We start from the raw sequence: 19733 nt of genomic DNA on the forward strand, positions 1-19733 counted from the left end.
TCTTTTTTAATATATTTTTAAATATTAATTAATCTCTTGCCATTTATAATATTTTCTATGAGCTAACTCCAACATTGCATAATCATTAGGTGTATCACCATAAGCATAGATTATAGAATATTGAGTTAAGTCATATTTATTTTTTATTCTATTTACTTTTTCTAAATAACCACAATCACCATCAATAAAACAACCTGTCAAAATACCATTATCTATTTCAAGTTGATTACAGATAACATCCAGATCTAAAGATTTACACCAACTTTCCAAGTAAACACTTAATGAAGCAGATACAACAACAACCTGATCTCCCTGTTGTTTATGCCAGAGAATGCGTTCTAAAGCATTTTCACGAATACAGGAAGGAATTACTTTTTTAGCAAACTCTTGTCCTTTGTATATCAAAGAAGCTGCATCATAGCCGATATATCCCACTTGGCAGAGCTTAGTACGGATCGTTTTATCCGTTACCCACCCAAGCTTATAACCCGCTATATAAGGTGCAAGACGGATGCCACCTAATATTTGAGTTTTTTTACTCAAAGAAAATTTAAGGAATAAACTGAAGGTATCATTATGGGTGATCGTGCCATCAAAATCGAATAAAGCCAGATTCATTTATCGTTATCTCTAATATAATTAAAAAGTTATAAAATTTAGATTTTTAAAAATTAATAAACAGCAGATACAAAAAAACCGCTATAAAAGCGGTTAATTCTTCAAGTTGGTGCGCTCAGAGAGATTCGAACTCCCGACCCCTTAGTTCGTAGCCAAGTGCTCTATCCAGCTGAGCTATGAGCGCGTAACTTGTGTGCTTTTCAGCGATTCGTTCGATTTTACTTGGTGCGCTCAGAGAGATTCGAACTCCCGACCCCTTAGTTCGTAGCCAAGTGCTCTATCCAGCTGAGCTATGAGCGCATTAAGTAAATGGCGGTGAGAGAGGGATTCGAACCCTCGATACCAGTAATAGGTATGCTTCCTTAGCAGGGAAGTGATTTCAGCCACTCATCCACCTCACCGGAACGAGCCGCCATAATACAAACTAAAACTACATTGTTCAAGTCATGATACTGAAATTTTCTTGTTTTTTCGTTCAATTAAATATTTTTTAAACAATTTTCGTATTCTTTTCGCCTTTTTCAATCAAACGCTTGTTAAGATAGATATTATTTTTTTATTTCAACACAGTAGTGCATAACACATTATTGCAAACCTGAACGTGCAGTTCTGGTCTGCATGTCTTATGCTAAACCTATCTGCCAAGCATGAAACCAAACGACATGACAAAAAACTGGGTTGACCCCGAAGCAAAAGCCGAAGCTGAACGTTATGACAATCCTATTCCAAGCCGTACTCTTATTTTAGATACGTTGGAACAATTGCAAACACCGCAATCTCATGCAGAACTTGTTGACCATTTTCATATTCAAGATCAGAAAAGTATTGAAGCCTTAAGTCATCGCTTAAGTGCTATGGTTCGTGATGGCCAACTTATGAAGGATGGTTTTAAGTTTCAGTTGGTGGCAGACCAACCTACCTATGAAGCAACTGTCTATATTAATAGTAAAGGTTTGGGTACAGCACATATTGATGGTCAAGATGATTTGTTATTACCTGAGCGTGAGTTACGTTTAGTCTTTAATGGTGATCGGGTCCGTGTTCGGCAGACATCGGTAGATCGCAAAGGTAAACCGTGGGGTTTCATTACCGAAGTTATACAGCATCGTGTAAAACAGTTAATTGGTAAATTGTCGGTACATGACGGCGAATATTTTATTCAGCCCAACAATCCAAATCAGCATCAACCTATCCCACTAGAAAAAGAATTGGTTGAACATGCTAAAGCAAATGTCGGCGATATGCTTCGTGTTGCTATAGACACTTACCCAACCCGGGAAGAATTTGCAACGGCACATATTATTCAGTCTATGGCAGATAAAGCCGATACTGAAATTATTATCCCGCAGACCATTTTAGAGTTTGGTTTGCCTTACGAATTTCCAGATGAAGTTATAAAAGAAGCTGAAAGTTTCAAAGAACCTGCTGAAAAAGATCGCGAAGGTCGAGTTGATTTAAGAGACTTGGCACTTGTCACAATCGATGGTGAAGATGCGCGAGATTTCGATGATGCAGTATATGCGGAAAAACGTCCTGGTGGTGGTTACCGAGTTGTCGTTGCAATTGCCGATGTGAGCCATTATGTACGTTTAGATTCGGCATTAAATGAAGAAGCTGAAGAGCGCGGCACTTCGGTTTATTTCCCACATTTTGTTTTACCAATGCTACCAGAAGCATTATCAAATGGATTGTGCTCACTTAACCCACACGTAGATCGTCTATGCATGGTCTGTGACCTAAAACTTTCTCGTACGGGTCGTGTTACAGGTTATGAATTTTATCCGGCAGTCATGCATTCAAAAGCACGTTTGACCTATACACAAGTAGGACAATATTTTGAAGGTGCAACTGATGCAATTCCAAAAGATCGTGATATTCATAAATCGCTAAATACACTTTTCCAGCTTTACCAGATTTTGAAAAACTTACGTGTTGATCGTCATGCAATGGAGTTTGAAACCATTGAAACTTATATGACCTTTGACGAGTTAGGTGGAATTAAAGAAATTTTACCTCGTACACGTAACGATGCTCATAAGCTTATTGAAGAGTGTATGTTGCTTGCCAATGTAGCAGCAGCAGAATATGCCTTAGAACATGATATTCCGATGTTGTATCGTGTACATGAAGCACCTGAATTCTCACGTATTCAAAAAGTAAAAGATTTTGTAAAACTATTGGGTTTACCTTTCCCTGACCAACCAACTCAGGCAGATTATCAAAAAGTTCTTGAGGCAACTAAAGACCGTATTGATGCGCCAAGCATTCACGCCGTGTTATTACGCTCAATGATGCAAGCTTACTATGGTGCCAAAAATGCAGGTCACTATGGTCTAGCTTATGAAGCTTATACACATTTCACTTCACCAATTCGCCGCTACCCGGACTTATTGTTACATCGTGCAATTAAAGCTCATCTAAAACAAAAGCCTTACCCACTTTCCGGTGCAGCTTTAGATGATGCAGGTGAACATTTCTCTCAAACAGAACGCCGTGCCGATGAAGCATCCCGCAGCGTAACAACTTGGTTGAAATGTCACTATATGCAACAACATTTAGGTGATGAGTTCATTGGTATTGTGAGTGCGGTAACTGAATTTGGCCTATTTGTTACTCTTAAAGATCTTTATGTTGATGGCATGATTCACATTAGCCAACTTGGCGATGATTTCTTTATTTACGATCAAGCCAGTCAAAACCTCATTGGACAAAATCGTGGTCAAGTCTTCGGTTTAGGCGACGAAGTTAAAATTCAAGTTGCTGGTGTAAATCTAGAAGAGCGTAAAATCGATTTCCAACTCATTAAACAAATTACTCATGCTGGACGTGTAGTTCGTAGTCGTGCTCCACGCACAACCAAAACTAGCACACAAGCAACAGAAGAAGTTTTTGGTAAACCGTCTGTATCAACTGATGGTGAAAAACCTGTCCGTAAAAAGAAGGAAAAAGGCAAACCAAGCTCATATAGTAAAAAGTCTGGTAAGAAAACCTCTACAAAAGCAGAGGCTAAACCAGAAAAAGTAAAGAAAAAAGCGAAACCTAAAAAGAAAAAGTCAAACGCCAAGTCTAAGGCTGACTAATTCATAGGTATTTGCATTAATTATGATTAAGCTCCCAAAATGGGGGCTTAATGTTTTTAAAACGTTTATTTTTTAAATTAAGCTTGATTTCATGCCTAACAATACCTACATCTAATACTATGTTTAAAAAATAATGTGGCTATTAGCAATGACTTTACAGCAAGCGACTCTACCTACTCCCCGCTTTGATCAAATTACATTAGATAATTTAAAACAAGATATTCAACAAGCGATTCAAGCAGGACAAGAGTTTTTAAACACCCTTACGGCTGCACCATCCGAGACAGACCAGCAACTTGCCGTGCTTGAACAAATTGATGCACTTGAAAATAACCTCAGTGAATCGTGGGGAGTGTTGTCACATTTAAATGCTGTGATGAACAATGCTGAAACCAGAGAAGTCTATCAATCTCTATTACCCGCTTTAAGTGAATATTACACTCAGCTTGGCCAACACACGGCGTTATATCAGACCTATCAACTCATACATGATAGTCAGAGCTATTCAACGCTAAGCCCTGCGCAACAAAGTGCCATCCGTCTCGCTTTACGTGATTTTAAACTTTCTGGTGTCGCTTTAGAGGGTGAAGAGAAAAAACGTTACGCTGAAATTTCTGCACGTCTTTCACAGCTTTCTTCTGACTTCTCAAACCATGTACTTGATGCGACACAGGCTTATTTTAAACCACTGACAGAAGACCAATTAAAAGGTCTTCCGGAAAGTAATGTTGAGTTATTAAAACAGTACGGCAAACAGCGTGAGCTTGATCAAGCGGTCGCAACTTTAGATTTCCCAGCTTATTTTGCCATCATGACCTATGCCGATGATCGTGCCTTGCGAGAAGAGCTTTATAAAGCTTATGTCACACGTGCATCAGATCAGTCTGAGCAAACAGAATTTGACAACAGCAAAATTATGGAAGAAATCCTGAGTCTTCGCCAAGAGATGGCAAAACTACTCGGTTTTAATAACTATGCTGAATATTCTCTTGCCAGCAAAATGGCGCCTGATGTCAAAACAGTTCACGACTTTTTAGTCGATTTAGCTGAGCATGCACATACCCCTGCACTTCAGGAAGTTGCCGAACTCCAAGCTATTGCCAAACAAGATGGTATTGATGAGCTTAAACCTTGGGATACCACTTACTATTCTGAAAAGCTTAAACAACAACAGTTCAACTTATCACAGGAAGCTTTAAAACCTTACTTCCCTGCACCAAAAGTGATTCAGGGATTATTCCAGATCGTACAGCGTTTATATGGTATTAACATTGTTGAACGTGAAGCTCCGGTTTGGCATCCAGATGCACGTTATTTTGAGTTAGAAGACCAAGGTGAAGTCATTGGCGGCTTCTTCTTTGATTTATATGCGCGTACAGGTAAACGTGGTGGAGCATGGATGAGTGGTTTCCGCTCACGTATGCAAACTGTTCATGGTTTACAAAAACCAATTTGCTATATGGTGTGTAACTTCACTCCACCTGTAGGTAACCAACCAGCCTTACTCACCCATGATGAAGTCATTACCTTATTCCACGAGTTTGGTCATGGCTTACACCATATGCTTACTGAAGTAGATAATATCTCAGTTGCAGGTACTCACGGCGTTGCTTGGGATGCAGTCGAGTTACCAAGTCAGTTTATGGAATTCTGGTCATGGGATAAAGAAAGTCTTGATGTTTTAAGTGAGCATATTGAGAGCAAGCAGACTTTACCTCAAGAGTTACTTGATGCTTTATTAAATGCACGTTTCTTCCAGTCTGGTATGCAAACTTTACGTCAGCTTGAATTTGCCTTATTTGACTTAACTATTCACACCAAAACTCCTGCGTTGAATAGTGAGCAAATTCAGCAGACCTTAAATGATATTCGCAAACAATATGCAGTAGTTCCAACCGTCGACTACAACCGTTTCCAGCATAGCTTTAGTCATATTTTTGCAGGCGGCTACGCAGCAGGTTACTACTCTTACAAATGGGCAGAAGTTTTAGCAAGTGATGCCTTTGACCGTTTTGAAAATGAAGGTATTTTCAATACTCAAACGGGTAAAGAATTCCGTCAGGCAATTTTAGCGGTGGGTGGGAAAGATACTGCTCTTGAAGCATTTGTGAATTTCCGCGGTCGTGAGCCAAAAATTGATGCATTGTTACGTCATCAAGGTTGGACGAACGATAACAAAACCGCTTAAACTATGGGCCTAAATTGATCGTGTGGTTAGGGTGATAAAGATGAAGAAACGTTTCATTGCTGGGGCTAAATGTCCAAAATGTGAAGCCATAGATCGGATTGTCATGCTAACCACCGCTGAAGACGAATGGATTGAATGTATCGAATGCGGTTATAGCGAAAATCGTCCGACTCATATTGATGAGCCTGAAACGCCCGCTATACCTGATGAAATTGGGGTAATACAGTTCAAGCCTCGTCGTTCTGACTAAAGGTCTTAGACATGCCACTACAAAGAAAACAAAACTCAAAACTATTGTGGATTTTAATTGGGGGCTTAAGCATTCTCGTCGTGCTTTTTTTCGCAGCACAATGGTTTTTCAAAAAAACTGAAACATCAGCGCCAATGGTTGATCCACAACCAGCCTCGGTACCAGCTCCTGAAAAAACTACAAAACCCTCTGAAAGCTCGGAACCCGTAGTTCAAACACAAACCGCTAACTCACAGCAACTTGTGAATGAGGACGTGCTCAAACAACCAATCCCTGCTCAAGAATCTTTAGCTAAAGAAGAAGTATCTAAACTCAATGACATTCATCATCAATTGCAAGATCAGGAAGCAACACTAAAAGCTCAACATGCTGATGCAGATCAACTTATTAAGCTAAAAGAAGAGCAAGTGAAGCTTCTTGAGGCCCAAGTTAAACAACAATAGTATTTGTTTAACTCTAGATATGATGCAAAAAGCTAGTTCACTCTGAGCTAGCTTTTTTATTTACTAAAAATTTATATGCTCAAGATAACTACCACATAAAAAAACACCCTCTTAAAGAGAGTGTTTTTGCTCGGCTTATATATTTAAATTACTTGTACCAACCAAATAGTTTCAGTATTAGTGGTGCATAAGTTACCAATACCAATGATGAGAACAAGACAATAATTGGTAATAACCAACGTTCATATCGGTAGTAGAAACTTGTGTACTTCTCTTTCGCTTCTGCATCGGCAGCATTCACCTCATCATCACCAACGGATAACCGCGTTAATAGATGGTTCAAGGCAACTGGCGGCGTTACATAACCAAATTCGAATGCGACCAATACAATCATCCAGAAGTGAATTGGATGAATACCATTTTCGTAAGCTACAGGAGCAATAGTTGCTGCCACTAAAATTACGGCACCAAATGGATCTGTACACATACCAATAATTGCAAGTAACAGTGCAATACATGCTAGTGATATATAGATACTGCCTAAATGAGTTGGTAATAATTCGACCACTTCAGAGCGTTCAATTAAACCACCTACACTTGCAGACAATGCCATCAAAATGATTAAGGCACCGATATGTCCCACTGTTTCTGATGTCGCAAAACGTAAAGCACCACCAAAACCAAGACGGAACTGTGAACTATGCGGATCATGAGTCTGTAAGAACGGTGATTTCTTCTCATGCTCACGAACAATCGCCTCATGAATATTTAAAGCTGGTGCCTCTTTAGGCATAACCATTTTATCGTAAAGAATCATCGCAATAAGCACGAGTGGCAGAATCACTGGCGCAGTAAATTCATTCATTCCTGTATCTAATGCATATTTATAAAATGCAAGGACAACTACAGTAATTAAGATATATGGAATAACCGGTACGAAAGCTCGTGCCATACCTGGTAGTGCCACTTTTGGCGAGTTCACACGGAACTTTTCTTCGGCCAATAAAAGAGATACACCCAAGAAAATAAATGCTGTTAGCCAGAAGACATAAATACCATGTCCGAATAATTCATCAGATGTAACATGACGACTATCCAACATCGCAATTAGAACGACCAAGAGACATGGACGTACAACCACCCCTAGGGAGCCGGACATTGCAGATACAGCTAATGCATATTGACGGCGAGCGCCTGCGTTCCAAACTTCCTTATAAATAATCGCACCAGCCGCGATAACGAAAATCCCCGAAGCACCGGTATAAGCAGTCGGTACAGCAGCAGCAATCAGAATTAACCAAGTTAAGGTTTCTGGCGCCAAGTTCCATGGACGAAGTACATTTAAGAACAAGTCCATAACACGGGTTTGTGTGAGTAACATACCCGCCCAAATAAATAAGGCAAGATTTAAGAAGATACCCGAGAACTCAACCAATAAACCAAGGTAAATCCCTTGCCCCATTGGATAATCCATAAAGAACGTGAATACAATACCTGTAATTAGTGCCATATAGGCATATAAAGGTACAGAAAGTAAGGCTAAACCTATATTACCGCCTTCACGTTTTGGTGGAGGTGAAACAAATAGTTGATACAGACTAATTAAGGTCAGAACAACAAACAGAATCATCCATATCCAGTAAATCGTTACTGTTTCATAAGTAGGTGTTACCCCGGAATTAATGACTGAACGATACTGGCTAATGACCGAGAAGCTTAGTAGCGCATTACCAATCAACATAAATAGAGAATACACTTTGTAATCTATTTTTGTTGCTGGATTACGCAAGCCAATATGGTGATATTTCAATGATGCAGTAATCGCTGAAATCAGTACCATAAAGACCAGTAAAATGGCACGGTTCTCTGTACCGAATTTAAAAATACCAAAGAAACCTGTTTCGATCGCACGATAAGTACGTACGCCCGGGTTTGCTTCGATATATTTAATAGTTTTGTCGTAAGCCTGATATTTTTCTTCACATTGCTGCTGTGCTGCTAGTAAGGACGCACGGACATCACTTTCCGATGCAGCACCAAAGAAGCTCGCAAAATCATCAGATGCATTTGCTTTCATCTGCTCTTTTACTTGAGCATCAATATTCGGATGTCGATCACAAGTCGGCTTTTCAGGCTCAGCACGCAAGAATGAATATTGCATGCCTGTAGCAGGGTCACCATAAAGACGTTCCCCGATACGTAATAATTGACCGTGGATCATTTCCCCGGTACCAATTATGAGCGTCATCAATAGTAAAATGAGGATAATGAATGTTGAGATCCATTCATTCCAGATATAACCCAGCAGACCTAATCCAGATCTTTTTTCTTGATATTCTTGCATAAATATTCCAATTTTGTTCTCTCAAATCCCTCATAACAAAGGCTTTGAGTCATGCAATTTCCTTGGTCAGGGGTATCGCCCATCCCCCTTCTACCAATCCCTTTATTCAACGATCAAATTTGCATCAAACTTTATCAATAAAGAATGACTAAAATCACTTTTTTAACAGTTTGTATTGTCAATCTTTCTATTTGAATCTTTGTATGAGCCAATAGCATCCTCCAAAGATTGCACCACCAATCGCCCCATATAGATGAGCTTCAGTTAAAACTGGACTACCAATGAGCTGGGCTGTTCCTGTTTGCCCAAATGTATTTTCCCAAATCAACTTTGCAACAATTAAACCTAAGACCAGAAATGCAAAATTCCTTTCTTTACGGTATTGCAAGTAAACCAAAGCAACTGCGGTATATAACCCATGGAGTACCCCAGAAAGGCCTGCATATGCATCGATATTGGGCAAATAAAAATAGAACACCAAGCTAATAAAAGGTGGTAAAAGAAAAAGAAGACTTAAAATGTGCCACACTTTGGTATGGGGAAATATGAAAGGCAAACACGCAAATGCCATCATATTTAAAAGAAAGTGAATCCATCCGACATGTACCCAGTGCGCTGTCCATAAACGCCAGAACTCGCCGAGTAAGCTTTCACGCCAATAGATAAAATAATCTGGAAACACCTGTAAACATGCAGAAACAGAAATGCACCCTGCGACCAAAAGCACTTTTTTATTGAGTACATGATCTTTCATAGCACACTCCTTTTAAACCAGACTCCTTACGATTACTAGAGTTAGTAACCCTAAGGAGTGAGTTCCTTCAGATCTATTTACTGTGCTGGTGCAGTTTTCGTGTCAGCTGGGGCTTCCGATGCAGCTCCACCATCAAACAACTCATCCAATTCAGCTGAGCCTTCGTTTTTCTCATCCCAGAAATGAGACATACCGTCATCACCGGTACGAACACCAGTATGCTCAGTCCAGTAACGGTCAGAAATACCGCGCACAATTAAACCAGCCATACTATCGATTAATTTAAAGTTCGGATTGACTGGTTTGTCATCTGCTTGAGATGCAGCATAAGTTTTTAATGCATCACGGATTTTAGCATCGTCACCACTCGCTTGAGCAGCTACGGCATATAATGCATGAGATAAACGAACACCTTTTTGTTCACCAATTTGCACGGACTGTTTTAAAGTCTCATATGGATCAGGCTTCCCTTCATTAGCGCCTGGTAATAAAGTCCAGATCACTGCACGGGTTGCATTTGGTGCGCCCCAGAATTTTTGGTTATCAAGGCAGACCATACCGCGCTCTACAATAGCAGCAATATCTTTCGGAACATTGACAGAACCGCCAGAGTTAATGTCGTTGGTCACAGCTTGAAGGCCACTAATCATCCCAAGTAAATATACAGTTTGGTCAATATCACTACGCATTGTTGGACAAGAATCACCTAAATGATATTTATATTTAGATTCCCAACGATCAGCAAAGAGCTTATAGCCTGCGTATTGTCGCTCAGCAGCAATTGCAGCCCAACGCTTCTGTGCAATACGTGCATCTTGAGCTTCTGTTACCTGCCCTGCTTTTGAAGCGCGCAAATAACGTAACTCCTGTTCTAATGCTTGGTTTTCCGCGCATACACCTGAAGCAGCATACATTAAGACAGCAACACGAGTAGGATCTGCACCCATACCTTTAGTCGACATGATTGCAGGAGTTAAGGCACTACCAGTATTACAAACCATTTCAGCATCTTGCATTGCCAAAATAGGTGGAACGACGTGCTTTTCCGTAAAACCTAAAGCAACATTTGCTCCGCTTTTCACGACGTATGAACAACCTGATAAAACTGAAGCTGCAAGAAAACTTACCGCCAAACCTTGGCATATTTTTTGGACTTTAGACATCTTCCTGTCCTCGATGTAATTTGTTTTTTCCTTTTCAGATGTACATTAGCAGATGCATATCTTGAATAAAAGAGTAATTACTCTAATTGTAGCGCTTATACTTTGACACACTTCACAGCAGATAAAATTGACAGTTTTTCAGGGAAACAAAAATTTTAGGCAAAAAAAAGTAGCATTGCGACGGTTCAGCACATGCTACTTATTAACTGAGATAAGCTTTTAACGGCTTATATTATTGTTGTTCTAGATAATCCTTAAGTAAAGTTCCTGCTCTTCCTACTACTACAGCCATAATTACTGCAATCAACAGAAACATCCACATTGAAATCTCCATGAGAGACCTCCTTACTACATTCGCACCCAGTTAAAAACTGGACACTTGATGAAATTAATCGATTAACCAATTAGACTATTGACTGATCGATGACCTTTGCATCCTCTGTCTCTTAACTTTGCTAAGATTAACTCGGTTAAGATGTTCCCTGAGTAAAGTTCCTGCTCTTCCTATCACCACCGCCATAATTATGGCAATGACCAAGAACGACCATGTTGGCATCTCCATTTGAGACCTCCGACACACTTTACGTTGGTGTTTGTACTTTAACCGATAGAATAGTAACCATATTGAGAAATTGTCCGACAATTAACTTTCTTGCTGTTTTTTCTGTATTTTAACTAGACAATTTCAATTTCCCTAAAAGAAATAAAAGATAAGATATTGATTAATAATAATTTTAAATAAATATACAAATGTAGAATTGTCTAACAATTAATAGAGTTTTTCTAAAGTTTTAAGCTTTTTCCACTCTACTAATGACATTTGATCAAACCAAATGATAGAAGTTAGTGTTTTATGACCTTCAAAATAGATCACTATGAAAATCTGATAATCAATTATTTTTAAAATTTTGACGCGTGAAATGGTGTTCTGTGAGTGATAAGCAAGCGACCATAGTTTTTTATCTAAATAAGCAATTTGTGCAAGCTGCGGACGCTTTAAAAAGAAAATAAAGCTGATAAATAGTAAGCTGATTACAACTAACCACCATAGTAACGGCATTAATTGATAAAATAGAATTGCTAAGCTTAAGCCAATAAAAAACTGAAATATAATCGAAAAACGACTATATTTCAGCTTAAAATTCAAATGGTTGATCAAAATAAATTAACCATGAACATAGTGTTTTAATTTATAGATAAAGTCACGTAATTCGGTACGTGGTGGTTCTGATACTTCCATAAACCAATCGAGTAAATCAGGATCTTCCTGTTCTACCAACTCAGCAAACAACGCTTTTTCTGCCGGGTCTGCCTTTAAATAATAATTTTTCACATAAGGGTCAAAATAGACATCAATTTCCTTTAAACCACGACGTGCGCGATAGATTACTTTACGTTCTTCCAAGGTCATTTCTTCAGACATTTATTTCCCCATCTGCGTTGATAGTGCGCTTAGTTTACCTGATCACATGAGAAAGTTCGCTAAAAATATCAAATTGACCAAACTTATCACTTCACCGCCATAAATGAGCATTCATCACATTGTTAGACCTAGTCGCTTCCCTTATGTTTAGCTCATAACATCAAGCCCAAACCAAGGAAGAAATACAATGCAATCTGGTGCTATTCGTCCCATTCCAAATATGTTACCTCGCCATTTATTTAACGAAGAACATGAAGCTTTTCGGGAAACGGTACGTAAATTCTACGAGAAAGAAGTTGTACCTAATATTGAAAAATATGAAAAACAACAACATGTTGACCGAGATCTTTGGAATAAAGCTGGTGCCTTAGGTTTACTCTGTACTACTATGCCAGAACAATATGGTGGTTCAGGTGTCGACCGCCTATACAGCATGATTCTTATTGAAGAACAAGCCTATGCGATGGACTCAAGTACAGGTTTCTCACTGCATTCCGACATTGTAGCCAACTATATCAATAACTTCGGTAATGAAGAGCAAAAACAGAAATGGCTCCCTAAAATGGCTACTGGTGAGACGGTTACCGCAATTGCCATGACCGAGCCGGGAACAGGTTCAGACTTGCAAGCGGTTCGTACAACAGCCGTTCTTGATGGCGATGAATATGTCATTAATGGTTCAAAAATATTTATTACCAATGGCTATTTATGCGATATGGCGATTGTCGTTTGTAAAACGGGGAATAGCGATAAAGGATCTGCCAATTTATCACTCATTATTGTCGAAGCTGACCGTGCTGGTTTTACTAAAGGCAAACCACTTAACAAAATTGGTATGAAAGGCCAAGATACCTGTGAACTCTTCTTTGATAACGTTCGTGTTCCTAAAGAAAATCTTTTAGGTATGGAAGGTATGGGCTTTATCATGCTCATGAAAGAATTAGCGTGGGAGCGTATGCTAGTTGCTATTATCTGCCAAGCCGGGGCAGAAGCGGCATTTGCACATACTGTTCAATATACAAAAGATCGTAAAGCATTCGGCAAACCAATTGGAGCATTCCAAAATACTCGTTTTAAACTTGCTGAACTTAGAACAGAGATAGATTTCTGCCGTACCTATTTAGATCGTTGTATGGGATTACAACTCGATGAAAAATTGAGTGTTGAAGCTGCAGCGGCTGCAAAATATAAAATTTCAGATATGTTTTCAAAAGTTGTAGATGAATGTCTTCAATTACATGGTGGTTATGGCTATATGATGGAATATCCAATTGCACGCGCTTATATCGACCACCGAGCAAACCGTATTTATGCAGGCACCAATGAAATTATGAAAGAATTAATCTCTAGAACTCTTTAATCTTTACTATAAAAAGGAGGCTTATAGCCTCCTTTTTATTTTCGAATATCAAGACACTAATTTGGGTTTACGTGTGGTAACTTCTGAATGCTTATGAAAACGTAGAACACCATCATCAAATTTTGCATTTTTTAATGATTTTCGGTCTTCAAGATAATTATTGGTTACCTGCCATGGTGCTTGTTTACCTTGTTTAGGAATCACGTCGGCAGCACGACTAATATAACCAGATGATAAGCTACCCATAACTGTGTCCTCTTCCATCACACTCTTATCACCAGATGGAATGACTTCATCATAATTATTCTTATCCATGTAATTTAATAAACGACAGATATAATCTGCTGCAATATCAACTTTTAATGTCCATGAAGCATTTACATAACCAATAATCATCGCCATGTTTGGTACATCGCTGAGCATCACGCCGTTATAAAGCATGTGTTCAGATGATTTAACTGGCTCCCCATCAATAGTTGCCTGCACACCGCCCATGATTTGAACCTGCAAACCTGTTGCAGATACGATAATATCGGCATCAAGATGCTTGCCTGATTTTAATTGAATACCAGTCTCAGTAAATTTTTCAATTTGATCAGTCTCAACACTCGCCTTACCTTCACGAAGAATTTTGAATAAATCACCATCAGGAACTACGCAAAGACGCTGATCCCAAGGGTTATATGAAGGTGTAAAATGTTTCATATCAACTTTACCCTTAAGTTGCATTTCAATTGCTTTTAAGAGTAAACGACGAACTGTTTTAGGATGCTTTTGAGACAATGCATAAATTGCTCGTTGCATACCAATATTACGAGCACGCGTAAATTTATAGGCTGCTTCTTCAGACATAAATCTACGAGTTTTTTCATAGATGAAATCAATAGACGGAACAGAAGCAATATAAGTTGGTGAACGTTGCAACATCGTTACATGACCTGCTCCACCTTTTGACATTGCAGGCACCAGTGTAATTGCTGTAGCTCCACTACCAATAATTACTACTTTTTTACCCTTATAATCCAAATTTTCCGGCCAATGTTGTGGATGAATGAGTTGACCTTTGAAAGCTTCTTGATTTGGGAAAGTCGGCGCGTAACCTTGGTCATAATTATAATAACCAGTACAACCTACAACGAAGTTAGCAACCCAAGTCTGCTGTTTTTTCTTATTGTCCTCGACAATAACATGCCACTTTTTCGAGGCAGAATCATAATTCGCAGAAAGGACACGATGGCCAAAATGAATTTTTTCTTTTAACTTAAACTCATCAATCACTTGCCCTAGATATCCTTTAATAGAGGCACCATCAGCAAGAACATTGGCTTTACACCATGGTTTAAAGTTAAAACCAAAAGTAGACATATCTGAATCAGAACGGATACCAGGATAGCGGAAAAGATCCCAAGTTCCACCAAACGATTCACGACGCTCCAAAATTTCAAACTGACGTTGTGGAGAGTTTTTAGATAAATGGGCAGCAACACCTATTCCTGATATGCCTGCACCAATGATTAATACATCAACTTGCTTTTCCATTTTATTTTTATACCCATTGTTGAGAATATGACTTTATTAAATCACAATTTTGACAATACACAATGTCAAGTTTGACCGTTTATCCGTTTTTTTATGTCACTTGGGGACAAATTTTTAATTTTATGTTTTTTGGAAAATAAAAAAGACCGGCATAAAGCCGGTCTTTTTTGAATAATATCAATTATTCAGCTGAAGTGTTCACTTCACGATCTACAAGCTCAACGTAAGCCATCGGTGCTGCATCACCAGCACGGAAGCCCGCTTTAAGAACACGTAGATAACCGCCGTTACGTTCTTTGTAACGAGGGCCGAGTACGGTAAATAATTTACCAACAGTTGCAGCATTACGAGTACGAGCAAATGCTAAACGACGATTTGCTACAGTATCGTTTTTTGCTAGAGTGATTAAAGGCTCAGCAACACGACGTAATTCTTTAGCTTTAGGCAAAGTTGTTTTGATCAACTCATGTTCAAATAAAGAATTAGCCAAGTTTTGGAACATCGCTTTACGATGGCTGCTTGTACGGCCTAATTTCACACCACTATTACGATGACGCATGGTGATAGTCCTACTTAATTAACGGCTACGATAGGCAAAACGGTCGTCCATACGAAGACTAGCTGGTGGCCAGTTCTCAAGACGCATACCGAGTTGTAAACCTTTCGATGCCAAAACATCTTTGATCTCTGTTAACGATTTTTTACCAAGGTTAGGAGTTTTTAACAACTCAACTTCAGTACGTTGAACAAGATCACCAATGTAGTAAATATTTTCTGCTTTCAAACAGTTAGCAGAACGAACAGTAAGCTCTAGATCATCTACTGGGCGAAGCAAGATTGGGTCAACTTCTTCACGAGGTTCTTGAGCAACAGGAGTTTGGTCTTTCTGAAGATCAACAAAAATTGCAATTTGTTGTTGCAAGATTGTTGCCGCTTTGCGGATTGCTTCTTCAGGATCAACCGTACCATTGGTCTCAAGATCGATTACCAGTTTATCTAAATCGGTACGTTGTTCTACACGCGCATTTTCTACGGTGTAAGAAACACGTTTAATTGGGCTATAAGAAGCATCTAACTGTAAACGACCTACAGGACGTGTTTCGCCTTCAGGGAAACGAGAGTCAGATGTTTCATAACCACGACCTTGAGAAACTTTCAAGCGCATTTTTAATGAGCCTGTAGCACTCAAAGTACCAATTAAATGTTCTGGGTTAACCACTTCAACATTATGAGGCAAACGAAGGTCGGCAGCAGTAATGTCACCAGGACCTTGTTTTTCTAATGTTAAATAAGCTTCATTTTGATCGAACAGCTTAATAGACAATCCTTTTAGGTTCAGCAAGAGCTCGACGATGTCCTGCTGCAAGCCTTCTAAAGTACTGTACTCGTGCTCGACACCTTCTATCTCTACTTCAACCACAGCAGCGCCTGGCAAAGAAGACAATAGAATGCGACGTAAAGCATTACCTAGAGTATGGCCAAAACCACGCTCTAAAGGTTCCAGAATCACTTTTGCCGAGGTCCCGCTTACCGCTTCGACCTTGATCGCTTGCGGAGTTAGAAACTCGTTTGCAGTACGCGTCATTATTGCTACCTCAAGGATTATTTAGAATACAATTCTACAATCAAGCTTTCGTTGATTTCAGCAGGTAAATCAGAACGATCTGGTGCAGCTTTAAACGTACCTTCAAGCTTAGAGTGATCAACTTCGATCCAAGCTGGAATACCACGTTGAGCAGCCAATTCAATCGCGTTTTTAATACGCAATTGTTGTTTAGCACCTTCGTGAACCGCAATTACATCACCAGCTTTAACTTGAATAGATGCGATGTTTACACGACGACCATTCAAAGTAATGCTACGGTGACTTACTAACTGACGAGCTTCTGCACGTGTAGAACCAAAACCCATGCGATAAACAACGTTATCAAGACGGCTTTCAAGCAATTTCAACAAGTTCTCACCAGTTGCGCCTTTAACACGAGCTGCTTCTTTATAGTAGTTACTAAATTGACGCTCTAACACACCGTAAATACGACGGACTTTTTGTTTTTCACGTAATTGTAGTGAATACTCAGATTGCTTACCACCGCGAGCCTGACCATGCTGACCAGGTGCTTTGTTAGCTTTTTTAGTTTTGACGTCAAATGGTTTAACGCCAGATTTAAGTTGCAGGTCTGTCCCTTCGCGGCGAGAGAGTTTGCATTTTGGACCAATATAACGAGCCATGAATGTTTCTCCTTACACGCGACGTTTTTTAGGTGGACGGCAACCGTTGTGAGGAATTGGAGTCACATCGGTAATGCTGTTAATCTTATAACCCACTGCGCCTAATGCACGAACCGCAGACTCACGACCTGGACCAGGACCTTTTACAAGGACGTCAAGGTTTTTCAAACCGTAATCTAAAGCTGCTTTACCAGCAACTTCAGCAGCTACCTGAGCAGCAAACGGAGTTGATTTACGTGAACCACGGAAGCCTTGTCCACCTGAGGTGGCCCAAGCCAATGCATTACCTTGACGATCGGTAATCGTAACAATGGTGTTATTAAAAGACGCGTGAATGTGTGCAACACCTTCAGAGACGGTACGAGTGACCTTCTTGCGTGTGCGAGTATCTTTAGCCATCTTTTAGCTTCCAGAAATCTTACTTTTTAATCGGTTTGCGCGGACCTTTACGGGTACGTGCGTTAGTTTTGGTGCGTTGACCACGGACAGGCAAGCTGCGACGATGACGAAGGCCACGATAGCAACCTAAATCCATTAAACGTTTAATGTTCATGGAAATTTCGCGACGTAAGTCACCTTCGGTAGGAACCTTAGCAACTTCTGCACGAATCGCATCAAGCTGTGCATCGTCCAACTCACGGATCTTAGTAGTCTCAGTAATACCAACTGCAGCTAAGATGTTCTTAGCAGTGTGGCGACCGATACCAAAGATGTAAGTGAGGGAGATAACAGCATGCTTGTTATCCGGAATGTTTACACCGGCAATACGAGCCATTCACTTTTCTCCAAAAAGGCAGTAGAGATAATCAACCGCCCCACAAAAATCTTGAGGGGCGGATATTAACCCAATTCGCCTACTGAAATCAACAGGTCTTGATTAGATTAACCTTGACGCTGCTTATGACGAGGTTCTGCGCTACAAATCACGCGAATAACCCCATTACGACGGATAACTTTACAGCTACCACAAATTTTCTTTACAGAAGCTTGTACTTTCATGATGAAACCTCTAAGTGCGCTTATCCCTTAGGATGAGCAGTCGTTTTTCTCATTAATGTTTGATTGTCATATTGATGAGAAGTTAAATGCGCTTGTAGCTGAGCCATAAAGTCCATAACAACAACGACTACAATGAGTAATGAGGTACCACCCAAATAGAATGGAATACCAAAAGAACTTTGTAGAATCATTGGCATCAAACAAATGACTGTAATATAAATCGCACCAATAAACGTCAAACGATTAAGAATATGATCTAAGTAACGAGCAGTTTGCTCACCTGGGCGAATACCAGGCACATAAGCTCCGCTGCGTTTTAGATTTTCTGATACTTCCTTAGGGCTAAATACTAAAGCCGTATAAAAGTAACAGAAAAAGATAATTAACGCACCAAAGAGCACCAAATACAAAGGCTGTCCAGGCGACAATACTAAAGCTAAATCTTGTAAACTACGTTTAATTAAACCAGCATTCGGATCTGCACTTCCTACCCATTGACCCAAACTAGCTGGGAACAAGAGTAAAGAGCTCGCAAAAATCGCAGGAATCACACCAGCCATATTAATTTTCAATGGTAGATGTGTTTGCTGAGCTGTAAATATACGACGCCCTTGCTGCTTCTGTGCATAGTTTACTGGAATACGACGCTGTGCTTTTTCAATAAACACAATCGCTGCCAATACACCAAGAGACAAAAGACCAAAGATAACAAGACCAATTAAACTTGTTTGACCATTATCGACAGATGATACTGATTGCATAATTAATTTAGGCAAACCAGCAACAATACCTGCAAAAATAATCATTGAGATACCATTACCGATACCTCTTTCAGTGATTTGTTCACCTAGCCACATTAAGAACATAGTTCCTGCGACAAGTGATGTAACTGCAGGTATATAAAAAGCAAGACCACTAGATAGAGTAATACCCTGTCCAATAAGACCTGCACACATACCCACTGCCTGAACCACTGCAAGTAATAATGTACCCTGACGCGTATATTGATTAATTTTACGTTTACCTTGCTCCCCTTCCTTTTTCAAGGCTTCGAGAGAAGGAATCACTGTAGACATTAACTGCACAATAATTGATGCAGAAATATAAGGCATGATCCCTAAAGCAAGAATCGACATTCGCTCTAAAGCACCGCCAGAAAACATATTGAATAGCCCAAGAATAGTTCCTTGGTTTGCATGAAATAAATTTTCTAACGCAGCATTATTAATGCCTGGTACTGGAATATGCGCTCCTAGTCGAAAGACCAGCAATGCACCGATTAGAAAACTCATCCGGCGAATAATTTCACGATATTTCACGTGAAATGGCTGACCTTTCATCAT

Annotated in this window: 19 protein-coding genes and 3 tRNA genes; 5 read left to right on the forward strand and 17 right to left on the reverse strand. The window is 39.6% G+C overall.

Translation table 11 applies throughout. The features are described from left to right. Window positions 1-24 precede the first annotated feature (24 nt). From MKL62_RS07065 to MKL62_RS07080, 4 genes are all read right to left on the reverse strand, one after another. Complete coding sequence (locus MKL62_RS07065) at window positions 25-618, reverse strand: HAD-IB family hydrolase (RefSeq protein ID WP_001046674.1); 594 nt, start codon at window positions 616-618, stop codon at window positions 25-27. 107 nt (window positions 619-725) lie between these two features. Further along, a tRNA-Arg gene (locus tag MKL62_RS07070) sits at window positions 726-802 on the reverse strand. Window positions 803-841: 39 nt separating this feature from the next. Next, a tRNA-Arg gene (locus MKL62_RS07075) sits at window positions 842-918 on the reverse strand. 10 nt (window positions 919-928) lie between these two features. Then, window positions 929-1019, reverse strand: a tRNA-Ser gene (locus MKL62_RS07080). 261 nt (window positions 1020-1280) lie between these two features. Here MKL62_RS07080 and rnr point away from each other — a divergent pair. The 4 genes from rnr to MKL62_RS07100 all read left to right on the forward strand — a co-directional run bounded on the left by rnr (window position 1281) and on the right by MKL62_RS07100 (window position 6579). Next, window positions 1281-3698 (forward strand): ribonuclease R, encoded by a 2418-nt coding sequence (rnr, locus tag MKL62_RS07085; protein ID WP_030423567.1) that lies wholly within the window; start codon window positions 1281-1283, stop codon window positions 3696-3698. Between the two features lie 133 nt (window positions 3699-3831). Further along, window positions 3832-5886: a M3 family metallopeptidase gene (locus MKL62_RS07090; protein WP_000266469.1), complete on the forward strand. Its 2055-nt coding sequence runs from the start codon at window positions 3832-3834 to the stop codon at window positions 5884-5886. 40 nt (window positions 5887-5926) lie between these two features. Further along, a complete protein-coding gene (locus tag MKL62_RS07095) occupies window positions 5927-6136 on the forward strand; it encodes a YheV family putative zinc ribbon protein (protein ID WP_000745518.1) in 210 nt (69 codons plus the stop codon). A gap of 11 nt (window positions 6137-6147) precedes the next feature. Next, window positions 6148-6579: a hypothetical protein gene (locus MKL62_RS07100; protein ID WP_001130988.1), complete on the forward strand. Its 432-nt coding sequence runs from the start codon at window positions 6148-6150 to the stop codon at window positions 6577-6579. Between the two features lie 148 nt (window positions 6580-6727). Here MKL62_RS07100 and MKL62_RS07105 read toward each other — a convergent pair whose 3' ends face one another. The 5 genes from MKL62_RS07105 to MKL62_RS07125 form a co-directional block, all read right to left on the reverse strand. Further along, window positions 6728-8923, reverse strand: coding sequence for a TRAP transporter large permease subunit (locus tag MKL62_RS07105; RefSeq protein ID WP_001158905.1), 2196 nt, complete (start codon window positions 8921-8923; stop codon window positions 6728-6730). A gap of 187 nt (window positions 8924-9110) precedes the next feature. Beyond that, entirely contained in the window at window positions 9111-9677 is a 567-nt protein-coding gene (gene rrtA / locus MKL62_RS07110) for a rhombosortase (protein ID WP_000651536.1), read from the reverse strand. Window positions 9678-9754: 77 nt separating this feature from the next. Further along, window positions 9755-10840, reverse strand: a complete 1086-nt coding sequence (locus MKL62_RS07115; protein WP_000049106.1) for a hypothetical protein — start codon at window positions 10838-10840, stop codon at window positions 9755-9757. Between the two features lie 769 nt (window positions 10841-11609). Continuing rightward, window positions 11610-11999 (reverse strand): hypothetical protein, encoded by a 390-nt coding sequence (locus MKL62_RS07120; protein ID WP_002096593.1) that lies wholly within the window; start codon window positions 11997-11999, stop codon window positions 11610-11612. Between the two features lie 6 nt (window positions 12000-12005). Further along, window positions 12006-12263 (reverse strand): FAD assembly factor SdhE, encoded by a 258-nt coding sequence (locus MKL62_RS07125; RefSeq protein WP_001288210.1) that lies wholly within the window; start codon window positions 12261-12263, stop codon window positions 12006-12008. 187 nt (window positions 12264-12450) lie between these two features. Here MKL62_RS07125 and MKL62_RS07130 point away from each other — a divergent pair, with 187 nt between their 5' ends. Next, on the forward strand, window positions 12451-13623 hold the full coding sequence (locus tag MKL62_RS07130) for an acyl-CoA dehydrogenase family protein (protein ID WP_001190548.1): 1173 nt from the start codon (window positions 12451-12453) through the stop codon (window positions 13621-13623). 48 nt (window positions 13624-13671) lie between these two features. Here the strand turns inward: MKL62_RS07130 and MKL62_RS07135 are convergent, their stop codons facing one another. The 8 genes from MKL62_RS07135 to secY form a co-directional block, all read right to left on the reverse strand. Further along, a complete protein-coding gene (locus tag MKL62_RS07135) occupies window positions 13672-15162 on the reverse strand; it encodes a flavin-containing monooxygenase (RefSeq protein WP_004745487.1) in 1491 nt (496 codons plus the stop codon). Between the two features lie 181 nt (window positions 15163-15343). Beyond that, the gene (gene rplQ, locus MKL62_RS07140; RefSeq protein WP_001216380.1) at window positions 15344-15721 is read right to left on the reverse strand and encodes a 50S ribosomal protein L17; all 378 of its coding nucleotides are present in this window, start codon (window positions 15719-15721) and stop codon (window positions 15344-15346) included. Between the two features lie 18 nt (window positions 15722-15739). After that, the gene (locus MKL62_RS07145; RefSeq protein ID WP_000198631.1) at window positions 15740-16747 is read right to left on the reverse strand and encodes a DNA-directed RNA polymerase subunit alpha; all 1008 of its coding nucleotides are present in this window, start codon (window positions 16745-16747) and stop codon (window positions 15740-15742) included. A gap of 17 nt (window positions 16748-16764) precedes the next feature. Then, entirely contained in the window at window positions 16765-17391 is a 627-nt protein-coding gene (gene rpsD, locus MKL62_RS07150) for a 30S ribosomal protein S4 (protein ID WP_000135204.1), read from the reverse strand. A gap of 12 nt (window positions 17392-17403) precedes the next feature. After that, window positions 17404-17790, reverse strand: a complete 387-nt coding sequence (gene rpsK, locus MKL62_RS07155) for a 30S ribosomal protein S11 (protein WP_001040166.1) — start codon at window positions 17788-17790, stop codon at window positions 17404-17406. A gap of 19 nt (window positions 17791-17809) precedes the next feature. Next, window positions 17810-18166: a 30S ribosomal protein S13 gene (gene rpsM / locus MKL62_RS07160; RefSeq protein ID WP_000090815.1), complete on the reverse strand. Its 357-nt coding sequence runs from the start codon at window positions 18164-18166 to the stop codon at window positions 17810-17812. 107 nt (window positions 18167-18273) lie between these two features. After that, a complete protein-coding gene (gene rpmJ / locus MKL62_RS07165; RefSeq protein WP_000867907.1) occupies window positions 18274-18390 on the reverse strand; it encodes a 50S ribosomal protein L36 in 117 nt (38 codons plus the stop codon). Between the two features lie 20 nt (window positions 18391-18410). Beyond that, window positions 18411-19730 carry a preprotein translocase subunit SecY gene (gene secY, locus MKL62_RS07170; RefSeq protein WP_002000592.1) on the reverse strand — a complete coding sequence of 440 codons (1320 nt, stop codon included), beginning with the start codon at window positions 19728-19730 and terminating at the stop codon, window positions 18411-18413. Window positions 19731-19733: the final 3 nt, after the last annotated feature.

The organism is Acinetobacter sp. AOR01_HL (assembly GCF_027855455.1).
Lineage (GTDB): Bacteria > Pseudomonadota > Gammaproteobacteria > Pseudomonadales > Moraxellaceae > Acinetobacter > Acinetobacter baumannii.

Bases quoted from the DNA above. Each gene is read 5' to 3' on its own strand.
- rnr (WP_030423567.1), top strand. From the start codon at position 1,281: ATGACAAAAAACTGGGTTGACCCCGAAGCAAAAGCCGAAGCTGAACGT.
- MKL62_RS07095 (WP_000745518.1), top strand. From the start codon at position 5,927: ATGAAGAAACGTTTCATTGCTGGGGCTAAATGTCCAAAATGTGAAGCC.
- rrtA (WP_000651536.1), bottom strand. From the start codon at position 9,677: ATGAAAGATCATGTACTCAATAAAAAAGTGCTTTTGGTCGCAGGGTGC.
- MKL62_RS07090 (WP_000266469.1), top strand. From the start codon at position 3,832: ATGTGGCTATTAGCAATGACTTTACAGCAAGCGACTCTACCTACTCCC.
- MKL62_RS07145 (WP_000198631.1), bottom strand. From the start codon at position 16,747: ATGACGCGTACTGCAAACGAGTTTCTAACTCCGCAAGCGATCAAGGTC.
- MKL62_RS07130 (WP_001190548.1), top strand. From the start codon at position 12,451: ATGCAATCTGGTGCTATTCGTCCCATTCCAAATATGTTACCTCGCCAT.
- MKL62_RS07125 (WP_001288210.1), bottom strand. From the start codon at position 12,263: ATGTCTGAAGAAATGACCTTGGAAGAACGTAAAGTAATCTATCGCGCA.
- rpsK (WP_001040166.1), bottom strand. From the start codon at position 17,790: ATGGCTAAAGATACTCGCACACGCAAGAAGGTCACTCGTACCGTCTCT.
- MKL62_RS07105 (WP_001158905.1), bottom strand. From the start codon at position 8,923: ATGCAAGAATATCAAGAAAAAAGATCTGGATTAGGTCTGCTGGGTTAT.
- secY (WP_002000592.1), bottom strand. From the start codon at position 19,730: ATGAAAGGTCAGCCATTTCACGTGAAATATCGTGAAATTATTCGCCGG.
- MKL62_RS07100 (WP_001130988.1), top strand. From the start codon at position 6,148: ATGCCACTACAAAGAAAACAAAACTCAAAACTATTGTGGATTTTAATT.
- MKL62_RS07115 (WP_000049106.1), bottom strand. From the start codon at position 10,840: ATGTCTAAAGTCCAAAAAATATGCCAAGGTTTGGCGGTAAGTTTTCTT.
- rpsM (WP_000090815.1), bottom strand. From the start codon at position 18,166: ATGGCTCGTATTGCCGGTGTAAACATTCCGGATAACAAGCATGCTGTT.
- rpsD (WP_000135204.1), bottom strand. From the start codon at position 17,391: ATGGCTCGTTATATTGGTCCAAAATGCAAACTCTCTCGCCGCGAAGGG.
- rpmJ (WP_000867907.1), bottom strand. From the start codon at position 18,390: ATGAAAGTACAAGCTTCTGTAAAGAAAATTTGTGGTAGCTGTAAAGTT.
- rplQ (WP_001216380.1), bottom strand. From the start codon at position 15,721: ATGCGTCATCGTAATAGTGGTGTGAAATTAGGCCGTACAAGCAGCCAT.
- MKL62_RS07065 (WP_001046674.1), bottom strand. From the start codon at position 618: ATGAATCTGGCTTTATTCGATTTTGATGGCACGATCACCCATAATGAT.
- MKL62_RS07135 (WP_004745487.1), bottom strand. From the start codon at position 15,162: ATGGAAAAGCAAGTTGATGTATTAATCATTGGTGCAGGCATATCAGGA.